The organism is Paraburkholderia gardini, assembly GCF_907164545.1.
GTDB lineage: Bacteria > Pseudomonadota > Gammaproteobacteria > Burkholderiales > Burkholderiaceae > Paraburkholderia > Paraburkholderia gardini.
In genome coordinates this window covers 24764-40400 of the sequence record NZ_CAJQZB010000026.1, presented here as the reverse complement: position 1 = coordinate 40400, position 15637 = coordinate 24764, and the positions used below count along the sequence as shown (strand labels likewise).

The following is a 15637-nucleotide window of genomic DNA, read 5'->3' as shown; positions in this document are numbered from 1 at the left end:
CGTGGAGGAGAAGAACAGGTATGCCACGTGAGCCGCTCAAACAAGGTTGGCGCGCTCCCTGCGCAACGATGCCTTATCGGCTCCAGTTGCAATCGATCAACGCATGAACTGGCGCCAGTCCTTCCAGTCGCAAAAGTCGAGCATCATGGTGCCGCACGGTTCCGAACGAGCCGCGAGCCGCCCGGCAAGCTGCTCGTGAATACCGCGATGCTGTGTATCGCCAGACGCCACGACGACCGGCGGTGCCGCCATCCCCGTGCCGCTGCAAAAGTTGATAACCCAACGTTCGCCGCACAGACCTGGAGTGAGGTTCAGCAACGAATCGATGGCGCGCCATTTGAACGCAATCGATGTCGGCACCGGCACGCGAAACTCGTCCTGGATGGAGCGATCGCGCTCATGGCGGCAACGGATGTCGAGGACCCGCACGCCATGGTGCAACTGGTCGTCGAGCGTCGCATGTTGCGTGCGCACGAGCCGGTCATCGACTGTCCAGGCGCAGGTGTCGTGGCTGCCCGGCAAGGTCAGTGCGGAAAGCAGCCGGTTGCCATCGATTGCCGACATCCAGTCAGCCGGCGAAACGCCGGGATCGGTCAGGGCAGGGCGCAAGAAAACCTCTGAATAAGTAAAGCGTCTGCTGCAGCAGCGACATGGGGCTGGAGCACGCTACTTCAACCCACCCGAAAATCCCTGCACCAGGTAGCGCTGCACATAGCCCGCGAGCAGAAGCGTCGGCACCGACGAAATCAGCCCCGCGCTCATCAGTTCTCCCCAGTCGATGCCGTTCTCGGTCACATAGCCCGCCATGGCGAGCGGCAGCGTGAAATGACCTGGCGACGAGACGAACAACAACGCCAGCAAAAACTCGTTCCATGCCGTGATGAACACGAAGATGGCGGTGGCGACGAGCCCCGGCGCGCAAAGCGGGAGGACGATGAAGACGATGCGCTGTGCGAGGTTCGCGCCGTCGAGCGCCGCGGCCTCCTCGAAGTCGATGGGCACGTCGCGCACGAACGGCAGCAACATCCAGATCGCCATTGGCAGCGTGTACAGCTGATACACGAGTATCAGCCCGAACAGCGAATCGAGCAGATGGAACCACTTTGCCAGCGAAAAGAGCGGTACGGCCACCGTGATCGGCGGCATCAGCTTCAGTGCCAGCACGAGCATCAGGAACACCAGGTCGAGCCGCGCCGGAAACGCGAGCCGCGCGAGGGCATAGGCGGCCGGAAACGCCAGCGCGAGCGCGAGCAGCGTGGCGCCCAGCGCGACCCACACCGAGTTCACCACCGACTGGGCCATGCCGCTTTCCCACACCGCCGCGAGATGCTCGAGCGTGGGCGCGGAAGGCCACAACGCAAGCGGATGAGCGAGACGCTCCAGCGTCGGCGTGAAGGCCGCGCCGGCCATCCATACGCACGGCAGCAGCAGCACCGCCAGCGCACCGAGCCGCAACAGCCCACGCATCGCGCCACCGGATGAGCGCCGCGCGAAACCCTGCAGGCGCGCGACCGGCGTCACCTGTCGCGCCTGACGGCCGATTTCCATATGTATCCCGAGACCAGCACCGCGCATGTGACCAGCATCAGTACCGAAGCCGCGCTGGCAGGCCCAACGTTGAAGAACCGGAAGCCCGTGTCGTAGATGTACGTCGACAATGTCTGCGTGGCATTGCCTGGACCGCCGCCCGTCAGCGCGTACACCTTGTCGAACAGCTTGAACGTGTCGATCGACCGAAGCAGCAGGGCCAGGACGACGTGCGGTGCGACGAGCGGCAGCGTAATGTAGCGCAGACACTGCCATTCGTTCGCGCCGTCGCTGCGCGCCGCCTCCGTGATTTCAGGCGGAATCGACTGCAGGCCCGCGAGAATGATGAGGAACGCCATCGGCGTCCATTGCCAGATATCGACCAGCATCAACGACCAGAGCGCGAGGTGCGGATCGGATAGCCAGAGCACCCGCGGCAGACCTGCCGCCGTGAGCAGCGCATTCAGAAAGCCGCTGTAATTGAGCCAGTTGCGCCAGATGGCGGAACAGACGAGGGTGGAGAGCATCATCGGCAGCACGGCGAGCGGCAACGCGATGCGCCGGCCCGGAAACGGGCGCACGAACAGCAGCGCGAGCGCGAGTCCGAACAGGACTTCAAGGATCGAGGCTACGATCATGAACTGGATCGTATTGACGAAACTGGTGCCGAACTCGTCATCCGTAATGACCGACCGATAGTTGGCGAGCCCGATGAACGCGCGATGCCCCGACGCGTAATCCACCGAGAAAAACGAATCGATCAGCACGCGTGCGACCGGATAGAGCGCCAGCACGACGAGCACGAGCGCGGCTGGGCTCATCAGGACGAGCAGCGGCAGGTAACGCCGCGACCGGCTCATCGACCCGTCCCCACGGCAGTCTGCGCTATCACTGCGATACGGCGTTGGCCTGGGCGATCTTCTGCGCGGCCTGATGCAGGGCTGCGTCGGGCGCGGCCTGCCCCGTCAGCGCGAGTTGCAACGCGTCGCCGAGAATCGCCTCGATCTGCTGCCAGTCCTTCACGCGAGGCCGCGCACGGCCCGCTTCGAGCGCCTTGAGCTGGTCCGGATACCAGCGATATTGCTTGACGAGCGCCGGATTGGCGAAGACGCTCTTGCGCGTCGGCGGAATGCCGAGCACGGCAAGTTGCGTTTGCGTCGCTGACGAAGTCAGATAGGCAAGGAAATCCGCTGCCACTTTCGCATGCGCTGCATCTTTCGCAATGCCCATTTGCCAGATGCCGAGCATCGGCGCCGGTCCCTTGACCTCTCCGGGCGGAGGTTGCAGTTCGACCTGGCCGACGACGCGCGACATCGCGGGGTCGTCGAGCGCGGGCAGCCAGGCGGGCCACACTTCGATGGCCTGCGCGGCCGTGCCGCCCTGCAACGCGTCGCGCACTTCGCCGGCGCCATATACGTCGACGTCCTTCGGTGCCCACTTCTTGAGAGCGAGGAGCATCTTCAGCGCGGCCAGCGCCTGGGGCGAATCGATCGCGACCTTGCCGTTCGCGTCGAAGACTTCTCCGCCATACGCCCAAAGGATCGGCAGAAAACCGGTGACGACAGGGTTGCCCTTCGTGCCGCGAAACACGACACCCGAAACGTTCTTGTCGGCTGTGCCGATGGTCTGTGCGATCTTCAGCACGTCGTCCCATTTGCGCGGCGGCTGCAGGCCGCGACTCGCCAGCAGATCCTTGCGGTAAGCGAACATCTCGACGTTGCCGACGATCGGCATCGCATACAAGGCGCCCGTCGACGCGCGTCCCAGGGAGACCGTGGAGGACACCATGTCGGCATCCGCGAGCGTGGCGGGCAGCGGCTGAAGCCATCCGTTGGCGATGAATTCGGGGGACCAGGTGTCGTCCATCATCACCAGGTCATAGGCGCGCGTGTTTTCCCGCAACGAGAGCTTCAGCTTCTGATAGAGGTCGTTGTTCGGCAGCTTCAGCAGCTCGATATCGATGCCCGGGTGCTGTTTCCTGTAGCCGTCCACCGCCTGCGCGAGCCCGCGGCCGTAGATGTCGTCCCGGCCTGCGATCACGAGATCCGCGGCATGGGCTCCGAATGCGGCGATGGACAGGAAAGCAGCGACAGAAGCCGCGCGGAGGCGGATGAACAGCGCCGCCCACTGGATCATTAAAGCCATGGCTCTCGAATTCCTCTTGGGGACAGGCGTATTCGTACGATGAGTCCAGAGCTACTCATCCCGTCTTTCTTCATCACGCGCGGAGTCGCGGAAAAATGGATGCCAGATACAGCAGCGGGGATTGCAGCAACCTATCATGACAAACATGTGTCAGCAACCAGGGTTGAGGCGTAGCGTTCGAATCCATATACAGCCTGGGCAGCAGGACCGTTGTCAATGTCCCCCGAGAGCGTCGGAGTGACCAGAACTGTCGCGGTTACCACGCCGCCGTGTAGGACCAAAGTCCAATTGAGTCAAAGTGCCCGCGTAGTACGATGTACTTGCAAGCCTGTGATGCGATTGCGCTACGTTCGTGCCGGAGCAACTGCCATGCGGAACAAGAGGTGCAACCGGCATGCCGCGGATATCGAGGGCCCTCGGACTGAATGGCCGCGGGTTATGCAACAGATCGGATTTACGCGTCAGGCGCTTGAACTATTTTGTGCTGTCGCAGGCGGACCACGGCCCATTCGGCACATCGGGAACAGTCTGCACTACCAAAGACAGGACTCGGGAGGTTCTGGCTCTTCAGTGGGATTCCGCGGAGCAGACAGCATTGCAACCAGCGTCATCAATCAGTGCCTGTAAGTCTGGGCCACAGTGAATCCAATGCCGAGGCAGCATTCCAGGCTCATCAAGGGGCTCTCATGAATCGTCGCATGTTGATGCTGGGGTTGGTCTGTTCGCTGTCCCTGCCTGCCATCGCGTTCGGCGCAAGCAAGGAAGAAAAGCAGGCGAAAGTCCGCAAATCGGCACAAGGCGCGCTAGCCGCACTCTATCGGGCGCAGCCATCGGCGCGCAAGGCCGTGGAGTCAGCGGCAGGCTATGCGGCGTTCAGCAACTTCGGCATGAAGATCCTCCTTGCTGGCGGAGGGTCGGGCGAGGGCATCGCGGTTAACAAAAAGACCAGCGCCGTGACCTACATGAAAATGGCCGAGATTCAGGCTGGCCTGGGCATGGGCATCAAGAAGTTCCAACTGGTCTGGGTGTTTGAGAACGAGAGCGCGCTGAACGACTTCATCACGTCCGGGTGGACGTTCGGTGGGCAGGCGACTGCCGCGGCGAAAACCGGTGACGCCGGCGGCGCATATCAGGGAGCGGTAGCCGTGGGGCCTGGCGTCTGGCTCTACCAGATTACCGATACAGGCCTCGCGCTCGAACTTACCGCTAAAGGGACGAAGTACTACAAGGACAGCGACCTGAACCAAGACTAAACGCACAGCGATAATCCGGCGCGGGTCAGTCTGGTATGCAGCTCCGCTGGCGTCAACCGGCAAGGAGACAACTGATGCTGCCGATGCACACTTCCGGAAGGGCGCTGTCGCGCGGGCTGCTCGATGTACTGATACGCGCGGGGTTGATAGCGGTTCTCGCGATTTCCTGCTTCGAGATCTTCTTCCCGTTTCTCAACCTGATGGTCTGGTCCCTGATCCTCGCGATCACCCTCTATCCCCTGCAGGTGAAACTCCGCGAAGGGCTACTCAGGAAAGACGGTTATGCTGCGACGGTGATCGTTCTCGCTGCCTTCATCATCATTCTTGTACCGACCTGGATGTTGGGCAGCGCGATGGCCGACTCGCTGGATAGTGCGGTGACCATCGCGAAGAGCGGCAGCTTCCAGATTCCCGCGCCGGCAGAGTCGGTGGCGGCCTGGCCGCTGGTGGGCAAGCGGCTGTACGATTTCTGGTTGCAGGCCGCCACCGATCTGACCGGTCTCGTGCTGAAGTTCACTCCCCAGTTGAAGGATGTCGGCGTCGTACTGCTGGGAACGGTCGCGAGCCTCGGCTCGGGGCTGGTGATCTTCTTCCTTGCCTTGATCGTCGCTGGCATCTTCATGGCTTTTGGGGAGGAGGGCAGCCGCAGCGCAGTGCAGATCGCTTCACGCATCTCGGGCCCGGAACACGGCCCGAAGATCACCGAACTGTGCACTGCCACCATCCGCGCGGTCGCGCAAGGCGTGGTCGGCATCGCGTTCATCCAGATGCTCCTGGTAGGGGTCGGTTTTGTCGTGATGGGTGTTCCAGCTGCTGGCCTGCTGGCGCTCGGGGTGCTGTTGCTCGGGATCATGCAACTGCCGGCCACGCTGATCACCATCCCGGTGATCGCTTTCGTGATTGCCACCAAAGGGGTAGGGGCGGCGACGATCATCTTCTCGATTTACGTGTTCGTGGCGGGACTGGCCGATAACGTGCTCAAGCCCTTGCTGCTGGGTCGCGGCGTTGACGTGCCGATGCCGGTGGTGCTGATCGGCGCGCTGGGCGGCATGGTCTCCGGTGGCGTGATCGGCCTGTTTATTGGTCCGGTCGTGCTTGCGGTGGGCTATCAACTGTTCTGGCGGTGGGTGGAGGACCGGTCGAAAGCCGAGCTGTCACAAGACCAGCAGCAGCTTTGATGCCGCGAGGGTCGCCCCGTGCCGCGCCTGGTCCGTCCCGAACGCCTTGTGCTGATCGGCGCAGTGTGCCTGGGTGGCTGTATCCAGCTGGGGCCCGACTTTCATCCGCAGCGCGAGGCCTGGACCGAACACTGGAGCAGCCCGGCGATCGAACAGGCCACCGTCCAGGGGGCGCAACCCGACGCCCGGCAATGGTGGCAGGTATTCGCGGATCAGAATCTCGAGCGTCTGATTGCTGAGGCAGACGCCCACAATGGTGACCTGAAGATCGCTGGCCTGCGCGTGATGGAGGCCCGAGCCCAACTGGGGATTGCCTTGAGCGGGCGCTATCCGCAAGTACAGCAGATCAACGGCGACGTTCTGTACGGCGATGAAAGGCACTCCGGCGGAAGCCATCCCCACTACGGCGGCTTCCTGCAATACAGCGCGGGCTTCAGCGCAGGCTGGGAACTCGATTTCTGGGGGCGTTTTAGCCGCGCGATCGAGTCGTCCGATGCCGCGTTTTTTGCCGCCAAAGCGAACCATGACGATGTGCTGGTGCTGCTGCACGCCCAGGTGGCCAACACTTACTACGCCCTGCGCACGGCCGAAGCGCGCCTGCGCATCGCGCGCGACAACGCCAGACTGCAAAAGCGCAGCTATGAGATCACCGAGCGTCTGTTCAAGAGCGGCGAAACCGATGAGCTGGATCTGCAACAGGCGAAGACGCAGTACCTGGGTACGCTAGCCACCGTCCCCGATTTCGAGAATCAGATCATGGTTGCCCGCCATGCGCTGTCCCTCCTGATCGGCCGCCCGCCCGGGCCGCTGCCCGAACTGGACGAACAGCCGGGCAAGGAAGGCATGATCCCGCTCGTCGACCGTGCGGTGCTGCAGGACGTACCCGCCGACCTGCTGCTGCGCCGTCCCGACGTTCGCGCCGCCGAACTTCAGGTTGCGGCCCAGTCGGCGCTGATCGGCGTGGCCGAGGCCGATCTCTATCCTTCGGTGACGCTTCTGGGGAGCCTCGCCTGGACCGCCACTTCGGTGGCGGGCGCGCCAGCCACCCTGGCGCTCGTCGGCGGTCCCAGCGTGAGCTGGAACGTGTTCGACTATGGCAAGATCAGGAACAACGTGCGCGTACAGGACGCCCGTCTGCAACAACTGATCGTTGCGTATCAGAACACCGTACGCGAGGCTGCGCGCGAGGCCGACGATGCCGCGACGGGTCTCGTCACAGCACTCGAACGCGACAGTATCCTGCACGACGCAGAACTCGCCGCGCGGCGTTCGCTGACGCTCGCCAACACCATCTATCGCGAAGGCTACTCGGACTTCCAGCGGGTACTGGATGCCCAGCGTGCGCTCTCCGCGCAGCAGGATGCCTATGTGGTGAACCGCGGCAATGCAGTGTCCAGTCTGATTAGCCTTTACGCGGCCGTCGGCGGCGGCTGGCAGAGCGAAGCGCCGCTCGTCGACGCGGCCACGCGCCAGCAGATGGAGCAACGCACCAACTGGGGCGATCTGCTGAAAGAGTCGAAGCCGCCGTCCGTGACGACGCCCCACGCGTTGCCAGAGGGCAGTTCCGATGAGTGAAACCCCGAAACCTCCTGCCATGCCGCCGGAGCCGCCAGCGCCCACCGCCGATCCGGCCGGCAAGGGTGTCAAGTGGGTCGCCGCGGTGATCGGCGTGAGCCTTGTCTGGTACCTGCTGGCCGACCGGTTCACGCCATACACCCAACAGGCGCGGGTGCAGGCCTTCGTTGTCGCGGTGGCCCCGGAAGTATCGGGGCGGGTGATCCGGGTACTCGTGCATGACAATCAGGAAGTGAAGCCTGGCGCCATCCTGTTCGAAGTGGATCCGCTGCAGTACCAGATCGCTCTTGACCGGGCGCGTGCCGACCTCGAATCGACACGGCGTCAGATAGGGGCGAGCACCGCAGGCATCGATTCCGCGCAGGCATCGTTGCGCGCCGCCATCGCGAACGAAGTCAAGGCACGCCAGGATAGCGAACGTCTCGAAAGGCTGTACCGCGAAGACGAGGGAACCGTTTCGCTGCGCCGCCTCGAAGTGGCGCGAGCGACCCACGAACAGGCCATCAGTCAGGTCACCGCGGCCCGTGCCGACGTGGAGCGCGCGCGCGAGCAGCAAGGCGGCGACGACGCGGACAACGCGCAGTTACGCAGCGCTGCCGCCACAGTGAAAAAAGCCGAACTGGATCTGGCCAATACCCGGATACGCGCACGCTCAGGTGGCCTGATCACCGATCTGCGCACTGACGTCGGCCAGTTCGTCGCCGCCGGCGGCCCCGTGATGACGCTGATTTCCATACGCGATGTATGGGTGAGCGCGGATATGACCGAAAACAACCTGGGCCATGTCAAGCCGGGCACGCCGGTCGCCATCGTGCTGGACGCGCTGCCGGGTGAGATATTTGAAGGACACGTTCGCAGCATCGGCTATGGCGTCAGCGTCGGCCAAAGCACGCCGCCCGGCGGCCTGCCGACCATCCAGAACAGTCGCGACTGGCTACGGCCGGCGCAGCGCTTCCCGGTGACTGTCGAGTTTGCCCCGGGCGTGGCACCTGCGCTTCGCGGTATCCGTATTGGCGGGCAGGCGGAAGTCATGGCATTTCCCAGGCCGGGCAACCTGCTCAACCTGCCGGGCCGGGTGTTCCTGCGTCTGATGAGCTGGCTTTCCTACATCTACTGATGGCGACCGTGTTCAAAGAACGTGAACCGCTCAGCCAGCGTCCGCTGCGCCTCGCGAGCGGCACTGCGCTGTGTCTTGCGGCCAGTTTCGCACTCGACCTGCCGATTCCCGTGGTCGCGCCGGTATTCGCCGTCTTTCTGCTCGCCACGCTCAACCAGCCGCTGTCGCTCAAGGCCGCGCTGGGTCTCGCGCTGGTGGTGATGTTGACCACCGGCTGCGGCCTGCTCCTCATCCCGTTGCTGCGCTACTACCCTGTCCCGGGTGTGCTGCTAATCGGCCTGGGTCTTTTCCTTGCCTTTCGCTACGGTCTGCGCGGCGGCAACAATCTGGTCGCGACTTTTCTGGTGGCCGGGCTGACCATGATCTCCGCCGCCGGCACCGCAGACTATCAACTAGCCGCCACGGTCGTGGGTGCTCTCGTCAAGGGACTTCTGCTTGCCTTGCTGGTACTGGCTGTCAGCCACTGGCTGTTTCCCGAACCCGCCAGCGACCGCGCGCCGCCCGCTGCCCAGGCCCTGTCGGATGCCGAGGCCGGCCGGATCGCGCTACGCGCCGCACTGGTGGTAATGCCGGCCTTCCTGCTGGCGCTGATCGATCCCGCCAGCTACATGCCGATCATCATGAAGTCCGTCAGTCTTGGCAGACAAAGCTGTACGACAACGGCTCGCGGCGCGGCACGCGAACTCCTCGGCTCTACGCTGTTCGGCGGCCTGCTCGCAGTCGTGTTCTGGTTTGCACTCAGGCTCTTCGTGGATCTATGGATGCTCTTCCTGTGGATGTTGCTGTTTGGCCTGGTACTGGCGCGCAGGCTCTATGCGCGCAGGCCGCAGCGATACCATCCCGGCTTCTGGCTAAATAGCTTCGTTACCCTGATTATCCTGCTCGGCCAGTCGGTGCAGGACAGCGTGACGGGAAAGGATGTCTATCGTGCATTTGCGGTGCGTATGGGGCTTTTTATTGCCGTCTCCCTCTACGCCTGCCTGATGCTCCAGCTTCTCGACCGACCCCGCCGTGTGCGGTAGCTCTGCACGAGGCGTGCGAGATTCGCTGTCTGAATGCCAAAGTAACGCAGTAGATGGTTTCACGGTGATGCCGGGCCAGCGCTCTGTCCGTATCCGTCCAGGACAAGCCTCGTTGCTGGCCGCTTTCTGATCGCGAGAGGATGCCGCCATGGACAATGCCGGAAAAGCTGCGGACGCCCCGCTAAGGGCCCGCCAGGTGTTTGTGGAGTTTGCCAGGACGCTCTGGTATCTGCGTGTGTTTCTCGCCAGTCTGCTGGCAATTTTCATCGTGCTTGCGATTATCATGCACTATGCCGGTGGTCCGGTGGAGGCGGCGACCCGAGCGCCAGCGTCGCCTGGACAAACGCTGTACTTCTGCTCGATTACAGCGCTCACCATCGGGTATGGCGACGTGGTCCCCACGACTGCCGTGGGCCGAATCGACTCTATCCTGCTCGGACTGGTGGGGCTACTCATAACGGGCATTGTCATCGCCGCGTCCGTTCGCGCTGTCCAGGAGGCTTCACAACAGGCGACAATCACGCCTTCCTGACGCTACGCCGGGTGTCGCTCAAAAAGTGGATGGGCGTGGCCGTCGTCCGTGATGGACCAAAGTCCTATATTGCCGTTCCGACTCACGCATTAGGCTTGCTTCAAATCGCCGGTGTGCGCATGCATCAACCGGCTGCGACGGTTGCATTAACGTCACCCGTAAGGCGGGTGGTAAGGAAGCGTTGCTCTCGTCCGGGTGAATCGCGCTGTCTGGCGCCAATCGAACGGTGTGAGCCGAAGAGCGGAGAATTAACATGCGCAAGGCCCTCAGCGATCCCCGTATGATCGCAGCGTCACAAAGCGCGGGAACGTACCTGACTGCCGATGAGCGTGCACACAACGGACGGCTGTTGCGCGATGCGGTACCGAGAGCGTCGCAGGCCGGGTGGAAAGCCTCCGCGGATCGCGAAAATCCGATAGACCTGCTCGTCAGGTCCAATGAAGGCCGCATTCCGACGCTGATACCGATCCGCTTCGAGCGCATGTCAGCTTCTCCATTCGCTTTCTTTCGCGGTTCTGCAATACTGATGGCGGCGGATCTGGCCAGGACGCCGACCAGCGGCATCCGTGTGCAGGCGTGCGGAGACGCGCATCTGATGAACTTTGGCGGATTCGCGACCCCTGAGCGCAATATCATCTTCGACATCAACGATCTCGACGAGACCCTGCCGGCGCCTTTCGAGTGGGACCTCAAGCGGCTGGCCGCGAGCGTCGTGATCGCCGCACAGTATCTCCAGCTCCCGCGCAGCGACGAAGCACGTGTTTCCAGAGACCTCGTACGTGAATACCGTGAACGGATGATGGACTATGCGTCGATGCGCGCGCTCGATGTCTGGTACGACCGGATCGACTTGCAGAAATATAGCGATCGCTGCGGCAATCCGCAGATAGTGGAAGCAGCACGTAAGCGCCTCGCCGAGCGGATCGAAGCCGAGCGGCGGCGGACGGTTCCTGACCATTTCTATCCGAAGCTGGTTTCTCTGGAAGGCGCGAGACCCAGAATCAAGGACGAGCCGCCGCTGATCTACCATCCCGACGCGAGTGTGGCTCCTGGACTCGAATCCGGGTATGTCGACGCGATTGCGTCCTACCGCGAGACGTTACCGGAACACACCCGCATCCTTTTCGACCGCTTTCACTTTCTCGATATGGCGATCAAGGTCGTCGGTGTGGGCAGCGTCGGGACGATGTGCGGCCTGGGGCTCTTCATGGCGGCGGATCACGACCCGCTCTTCCTGCAGGTGAAGGAAGCGCGCGCTTCGGTACTCGAACCTTATGCCGGCAAAAGCTTGCACGCGAATCATGGTCAGCGGGTGATAGCGGGGCAACGTATCATGCAGGCCGCAAGCGACGTGTTCCTCGGATGGACACGCGGAAAGAACGGGCGCGATTTCTATGTCCGTCAGCTTCGCGATATGAAAATGACTGCCGTGATCGAGGATTGGGACACAGCCATGTTGCGTCAGTACGCGAGGATGTGCGCGCATGCACTTGCCCGGGCGCACGCCCGCTCCGGCGACGCTGCAATGATTGCGGGATACATGGGTTCGGGAAGAACGATGGACGATGCAATCAGCGAGTTCGCGACCGAGTACAGCTCGCAGAACCAGCATGATTACCGCACATTCGTCGGCGCGATCCGTGACGGAAGTATTGAAGTCTTGAGTGACGGCTGAAAAGGTTCGGCGAACGACCAGCCGGAACTGGCCTGATTCGATCACCATCGGCTGATGGAACCGCCCAGCTATATCCCGCCCACTGAAGCTGAGGCAAACTGCTACCGGCAACCTGAAACACCAGCCGCTGAACTCGCCTTAACTTAAGCCAGCCCGCCTCCGCGATTCCCCGGGGCGGTTCGCTTGACCGCAGTGGAAAAGGCCGTTGCGCAAGCAACGTCAACGCATGAAATCTGCAAGTCCAACGGCGTTCGCGCTTGCATTAAAAATAACTAACTGGATAAAAAATGACGGCTCAGCACCTTCGTCGTTTACACGTCTCCCGGAAAATCCGGCGCACCTTCACAGAATCGAGTGGAATGAATTACTGCAACTCCATTGCAAATGGATTCCCGCGACCTATACTAAACACAACGATACGACCCGAAATGTTCAACGCGCTGCGCTGGATGGCGCGAGCCGGTGCATCGTGGCAATGCTTCCGGCCAGGTGTGCTTATCCTGGATGGAGGCTGCAGGTCATCAAGTTGCCCGAGGTGAACAAGGGCTTCATGCTGCTGCCCCCGTTGGGTGGTCGAGGGCGGTTTCGGCTGGCCCAACCACTTCAGGCAGCAGGCACGCGACTGGGCCCCGAAGGAAGTCCCCTTCGGGGGACGAGTGCCTGCCCGAAACCCTGGCGGGCATTTCGTCGTCTTCGCCATGCCCGTTCATGCTGGACCTGTTATGCAACGTTCCTGACACGCTCTGATTTGCCGTTGCCGGTGGAGTAACAACTACTATCGTGAAGTCAACCTAGACGGTTCAATCCAGCGGAGCAGACGTCGCGGCAGCACTCAATCCGCACTCGCTGGGTACGGAGACACCGATGATCAATCTGATCATGCAGGGCAGACACCTGGCGATAGACGCAGTTGAGATATCAAAAAACTGGTTCGTGCAGCAGGGCTGTCTTCTTCGAATGCTTTTCCCTGATGTGCAGGGTTTCCGAACCGATGGCCGCCTGATTCAAGAAGGCGGCCGTGTTCGTTTGACGATATTCGGACACACCTCATCTCCGCTCGTTTGCAGTGACGCTGATACGTCGATCGAGCAAACCATGCCCGATACGCGTGAGCTTGCCGAGTCAAGGCCGAGCTCGAAAAGATACATTGTTGCGTTCGTTTCATGGTTACGGGGAAGTGGCCGCGGCACGCGCCGGATACTGGACGCAAGGTTTTCACTGAGGGAAACGCTTGAATTAATGCCGGTCCCGATGATGGTAATCGATCATCGGGACCGCATAACGTTTGCAAACGCTAAAACGGCGGAACTGTTCGGTTATACCGTGAAAGAACTAGCCGGCGCGTCGGTCGAGACACTGTTCCCGGTTCATGCTGAGCGTGTCAATCATTTGACAGTCGCAGACGATGGCGTTGAAAACAGAATCGCCAACGTTTCAACCACGCAGACGCTGATTGCGCGGCGGTCTGACGGGGTTGATTTCCCCACGGGCGTCAACACCACGAATTACCGAGACGTCAATCAGATCTTGCGGATCGCGGCGATATTGGATCGCAGTGCCTGCGGCGAAGGCGAGCGAAGCGACGCGGAACTGGAACACCTGGCGCGCCTTTCATCTTTGGGGGAGCTTGCGGGATCTCTAGCTCACGAACTGAAGCAACCACTCACCGCCATTTTGTTCAACGCGCAAGCGGCACAGAAATTCATCGAGTCGGAGACGGCCGACACAGCGGAGCTTCGTGACGTGCTGGACGATATCATCGCGGATAACTGCCGCGCGAACGAAGTCATCCAGAAGATCCGGACATTGGTACGGAAAGGCGATATCGAACTGCGACTTCTGGACGTCGGCGACGTCGTCCGCGACATTGCTCTTCTTGTGCACAGCGACGCCATGGCTCGTGGCGTTCGCACCCGCTTCGACATTTCGGACAATCTGGCGATGGTTTGCGGTGACAGGGTCCAACTTCAGCAGGTCGTGCTCAACCTGCTGCTGAACGCTTTCGATGCCGTCAAGGACTGTGCGGCCGCCGATTGCATGGTCGAGACAACCGTGCGCGAAGAACCGGATGGCGGGGTGCGGATTACGGTGATGGACTGGGGGCCGGGCCTGACCGTCGACAAGATGCACAAGATTTTCAGGGCGTTTTTCACGACCAAGCCACAAGGGCTCGGACTGGGTCTTTCTATCAGTCGAACGATCATCACCGGTCATGGAGGCCGACTATGGGCGGAGAACAATGCTGGCAGGGGAGCGTCGTTTCACGTAACGCTGCCACGGGGAACCAGCTCACGGCAGGACAGCGGCCCACAGTCACCATGAGCCAGACTGCCAACCGTGTTTTCATCGTTGACGATGATGAACGAATACGAAGCGCGCTCGCCCGGTTGCTGCGCGTCTCTGGCTATTGCGTCGAATGTTTCGAGAGTTCAGAAGCACTTCTGAACAAAGCCGATCTGACGAGCGCACCGGCCTGCCTCGTTCTCGATTTGCAGATGCCTGGCATGACCGGGCTGGAGGTACAGAGCAAGCTCAACCAGCTTCTTCCAATCGTATTTCTGACCGGGCATGGCGACGTCAGCTCGTGTGCGGATGCGATGAAGGCTGGCGCACTCGACTTTCTGGTCAAGCCGGTGTGCGAATCGCTATTACTCGCTGCGATAGATCGCGCACTCAAGCGTGCGTGCATAGAGTGTGCGACCAGGAGCCAAAGGGCGGAGATCGAGGAGCGGGTCAGTCATCTCACCCGCCGCGAGCGCGAAGTCATGGTGCTCGTGTTGAGGGGGCGGCTGAACAAACAGGTCGCCAGCGAGTTGGGCGCAGCCGAAAAGACCATCAAGATTCATCGTGCCCGGGTGATGGAGAAGATGAAGGCGAGATCCATTGTCGAACTCGTCCGGCTTGCGGAAAAGGCCGGTGTATACGCGGGCGACGAGGCGTAGTCTCCTGAAAGTCTGATAAATGCCCCGGGAGAGGCCTGTTTGCGCTGATCCGCTGCCGCAATGCTCTTGTGGACCAGAGCGCCAGAGCGCCTGGTGGACCAAAGCCCTATATCCCATTTTGCTATCCGCCGTTAGGCTGAAGCTGCAAAGGTTATTCATGGGAGGGCGAGCGCGCGTTCGCGTCGTCATATGGTCAATCTCAACCAAATCGTCGCTGTGATCGACGATGACGAATCGGTGTGCCGAGCCATCAAGCGTTTGCTGCGCTCCGCTGGTATAGCAGCAGAAACGTTTTCCAGCGGAAGCGAGTTCCTGGATACGCTCTCGGCGATTCCGTCATATCGGCCTGCATGTGTGATCCTGGACATCCAGATGCCTGGAGTTAACGGCCTGGAAGTCCAGCGTCAGCTTGCGCCGATGGGCTTGCCTGTCATCATGATTACTGCCTACGACGAGCTTTCCGCCCGACAGACCGCGATTGCGGCTGGCGCCGCCGCGTACCTGCGCAAGCCATTAAACGGCGCGATCCTGATCAAGGCCGTGGAAATGGCGATAGGCAACACGCCGCAACCTTGAAGCACTTTCGCCCTGCTGGTCGATATGAGACCAAGGTCCGATTGTCTCCCTTTTGCACAGCTACCAAACTGAACCAGGTCAACGCGTCAATTTGA

General features: G+C 61.6%; 14 protein-coding genes and 1 pseudogene. 11 read left to right on the top strand and 4 right to left on the bottom strand.

The features are described 5' to 3' along the window. Nucleotides 1-96: 96 nt before the first annotated feature. The 4 genes from LPA37_RS18235 to LPA37_RS18220 all read right to left on the bottom strand — a co-directional run bounded on the left by LPA37_RS18235 (nucleotide 97) and on the right by LPA37_RS18220 (nucleotide 3672). Nucleotides 97-564 (bottom strand): PI-PLC domain-containing protein, encoded by a 468-nt coding sequence (locus LPA37_RS18235; RefSeq protein ID WP_324251892.1) that lies wholly within the window; start codon nucleotides 562-564, stop codon nucleotides 97-99. Nucleotides 565-666: 102 nt separating this feature from the next. After that, complete coding sequence (locus LPA37_RS18230; protein WP_407672555.1) at nucleotides 667-1548, bottom strand: carbohydrate ABC transporter permease; 882 nt, start codon at nucleotides 1546-1548, stop codon at nucleotides 667-669. Continuing rightward, nucleotides 1518-2387 carry a carbohydrate ABC transporter permease gene (locus tag LPA37_RS18225; protein ID WP_228976727.1) on the bottom strand — a complete coding sequence of 290 codons (870 nt, stop codon included), beginning with the start codon at nucleotides 2385-2387 and terminating at the stop codon, nucleotides 1518-1520. The genes LPA37_RS18230 and LPA37_RS18225 overlap by 31 nt, the downstream gene beginning before the upstream one ends. Before the next feature lie 28 nt (nucleotides 2388-2415). After that, nucleotides 2416-3672, bottom strand: coding sequence for an ABC transporter substrate-binding protein (locus tag LPA37_RS18220; RefSeq protein WP_407672554.1), 1257 nt, complete (start codon nucleotides 3670-3672; stop codon nucleotides 2416-2418). Nucleotides 3673-4358: 686 nt separating this feature from the next. Here LPA37_RS18220 and LPA37_RS18215 point away from each other — a divergent pair. From LPA37_RS18215 to LPA37_RS18165, 11 genes and pseudogenes are all read left to right on the top strand, one after another. Beyond that, nucleotides 4359-4925: a lipid-binding SYLF domain-containing protein gene (locus LPA37_RS18215; RefSeq protein WP_228976728.1), complete on the top strand. Its 567-nt coding sequence runs from the start codon at nucleotides 4359-4361 to the stop codon at nucleotides 4923-4925. A 74-nt stretch (nucleotides 4926-4999) separates the two neighbouring features. Next, nucleotides 5000-6103, top strand: coding sequence for an AI-2E family transporter (locus LPA37_RS18210; protein WP_228976729.1), 1104 nt, complete (start codon nucleotides 5000-5002; stop codon nucleotides 6101-6103). A gap of 18 nt (nucleotides 6104-6121) precedes the next feature. Continuing rightward, entirely contained in the window at nucleotides 6122-7678 is a 1557-nt protein-coding gene (locus LPA37_RS18205) for a TolC family protein (RefSeq protein WP_229013260.1), read from the top strand. Next, nucleotides 7671-8795, top strand: a complete 1125-nt coding sequence (locus LPA37_RS18200) for an HlyD family secretion protein (RefSeq protein ID WP_228976731.1) — start codon at nucleotides 7671-7673, stop codon at nucleotides 8793-8795. The genes LPA37_RS18205 and LPA37_RS18200 overlap by 8 nt, the downstream gene beginning before the upstream one ends. Nucleotides 8796-8803: 8 nt before the next feature. Beyond that, nucleotides 8804-9817 carry a DUF2955 domain-containing protein gene (locus LPA37_RS18195; protein ID WP_228976732.1) on the top strand — a complete coding sequence of 338 codons (1014 nt, stop codon included), beginning with the start codon at nucleotides 8804-8806 and terminating at the stop codon, nucleotides 9815-9817. Nucleotides 9818-9965: 148 nt separating this feature from the next. Further along, the gene (locus LPA37_RS18190) at nucleotides 9966-10349 is read left to right on the top strand and encodes a potassium channel family protein (protein WP_228976734.1); all 384 of its coding nucleotides are present in this window, start codon (nucleotides 9966-9968) and stop codon (nucleotides 10347-10349) included. Between the two features lie 253 nt (nucleotides 10350-10602). Beyond that, nucleotides 10603-12024 (top strand): DUF2252 domain-containing protein, encoded by a 1422-nt coding sequence (locus LPA37_RS18185; RefSeq protein WP_228976737.1) that lies wholly within the window; start codon nucleotides 10603-10605, stop codon nucleotides 12022-12024. 425 nt (nucleotides 12025-12449) lie between these two features. Beyond that, nucleotides 12450-12761, top strand: a pseudogene (locus LPA37_RS27985) (hypothetical protein); the annotation flags it as partial. 127 nt (nucleotides 12762-12888) lie between these two features. Continuing rightward, nucleotides 12889-14346 (top strand): ATP-binding protein, encoded by a 1458-nt coding sequence (locus tag LPA37_RS18175; protein WP_229013259.1) that lies wholly within the window; start codon nucleotides 12889-12891, stop codon nucleotides 14344-14346. Beyond that, nucleotides 14343-14966, top strand: coding sequence for a response regulator transcription factor (locus tag LPA37_RS18170; RefSeq protein ID WP_228976740.1), 624 nt, complete (start codon nucleotides 14343-14345; stop codon nucleotides 14964-14966). Before LPA37_RS18175 ends, LPA37_RS18170 begins: the two co-directional genes overlap by 4 nt. A gap of 189 nt (nucleotides 14967-15155) precedes the next feature. Further along, complete coding sequence (locus tag LPA37_RS18165) at nucleotides 15156-15542, top strand: response regulator transcription factor (protein ID WP_229013258.1); 387 nt, start codon at nucleotides 15156-15158, stop codon at nucleotides 15540-15542. The last annotated feature ends 95 nt before the right edge of the window (nucleotides 15543-15637 follow it).

What these genes read in the sequence shown, in the direction of transcription:
- LPA37_RS18235 (WP_324251892.1), bottom strand. Translation starts at nt 564, where the DNA reads ATGTCGGCAATCGATGGCAACCGGCTGCTTTCCGCACTGACCTTGCCG.
- LPA37_RS18230 (WP_407672555.1), bottom strand. Translation starts at nt 1,548, where the DNA reads ATGGAAATCGGCCGTCAGGCGCGACAGGTGACGCCGGTCGCGCGCCTG.
- LPA37_RS18225 (WP_228976727.1), bottom strand. Translation starts at nt 2,387, where the DNA reads ATGAGCCGGTCGCGGCGTTACCTGCCGCTGCTCGTCCTGATGAGCCCA.
- LPA37_RS18220 (WP_407672554.1), bottom strand. Translation starts at nt 3,672, where the DNA reads ATGGCTTTAATGATCCAGTGGGCGGCGCTGTTCATCCGCCTCCGCGCG.
- LPA37_RS18215 (WP_228976728.1), top strand. Translation starts at nt 4,359, where the DNA reads ATGAATCGTCGCATGTTGATGCTGGGGTTGGTCTGTTCGCTGTCCCTG.
- LPA37_RS18210 (WP_228976729.1), top strand. Translation starts at nt 5,000, where the DNA reads ATGCTGCCGATGCACACTTCCGGAAGGGCGCTGTCGCGCGGGCTGCTC.
- LPA37_RS18200 (WP_228976731.1), top strand. Translation starts at nt 7,671, where the DNA reads ATGAGTGAAACCCCGAAACCTCCTGCCATGCCGCCGGAGCCGCCAGCG.
- LPA37_RS18190 (WP_228976734.1), top strand. Translation starts at nt 9,966, where the DNA reads ATGGACAATGCCGGAAAAGCTGCGGACGCCCCGCTAAGGGCCCGCCAG.
- LPA37_RS18185 (WP_228976737.1), top strand. Translation starts at nt 10,603, where the DNA reads ATGCGCAAGGCCCTCAGCGATCCCCGTATGATCGCAGCGTCACAAAGC.
- LPA37_RS18175 (WP_229013259.1), top strand. Translation starts at nt 12,889, where the DNA reads ATGATCAATCTGATCATGCAGGGCAGACACCTGGCGATAGACGCAGTT.
- LPA37_RS18170 (WP_228976740.1), top strand. Translation starts at nt 14,343, where the DNA reads ATGAGCCAGACTGCCAACCGTGTTTTCATCGTTGACGATGATGAACGA.
- LPA37_RS18165 (WP_229013258.1), top strand. Translation starts at nt 15,156, where the DNA reads ATGGTCAATCTCAACCAAATCGTCGCTGTGATCGACGATGACGAATCG.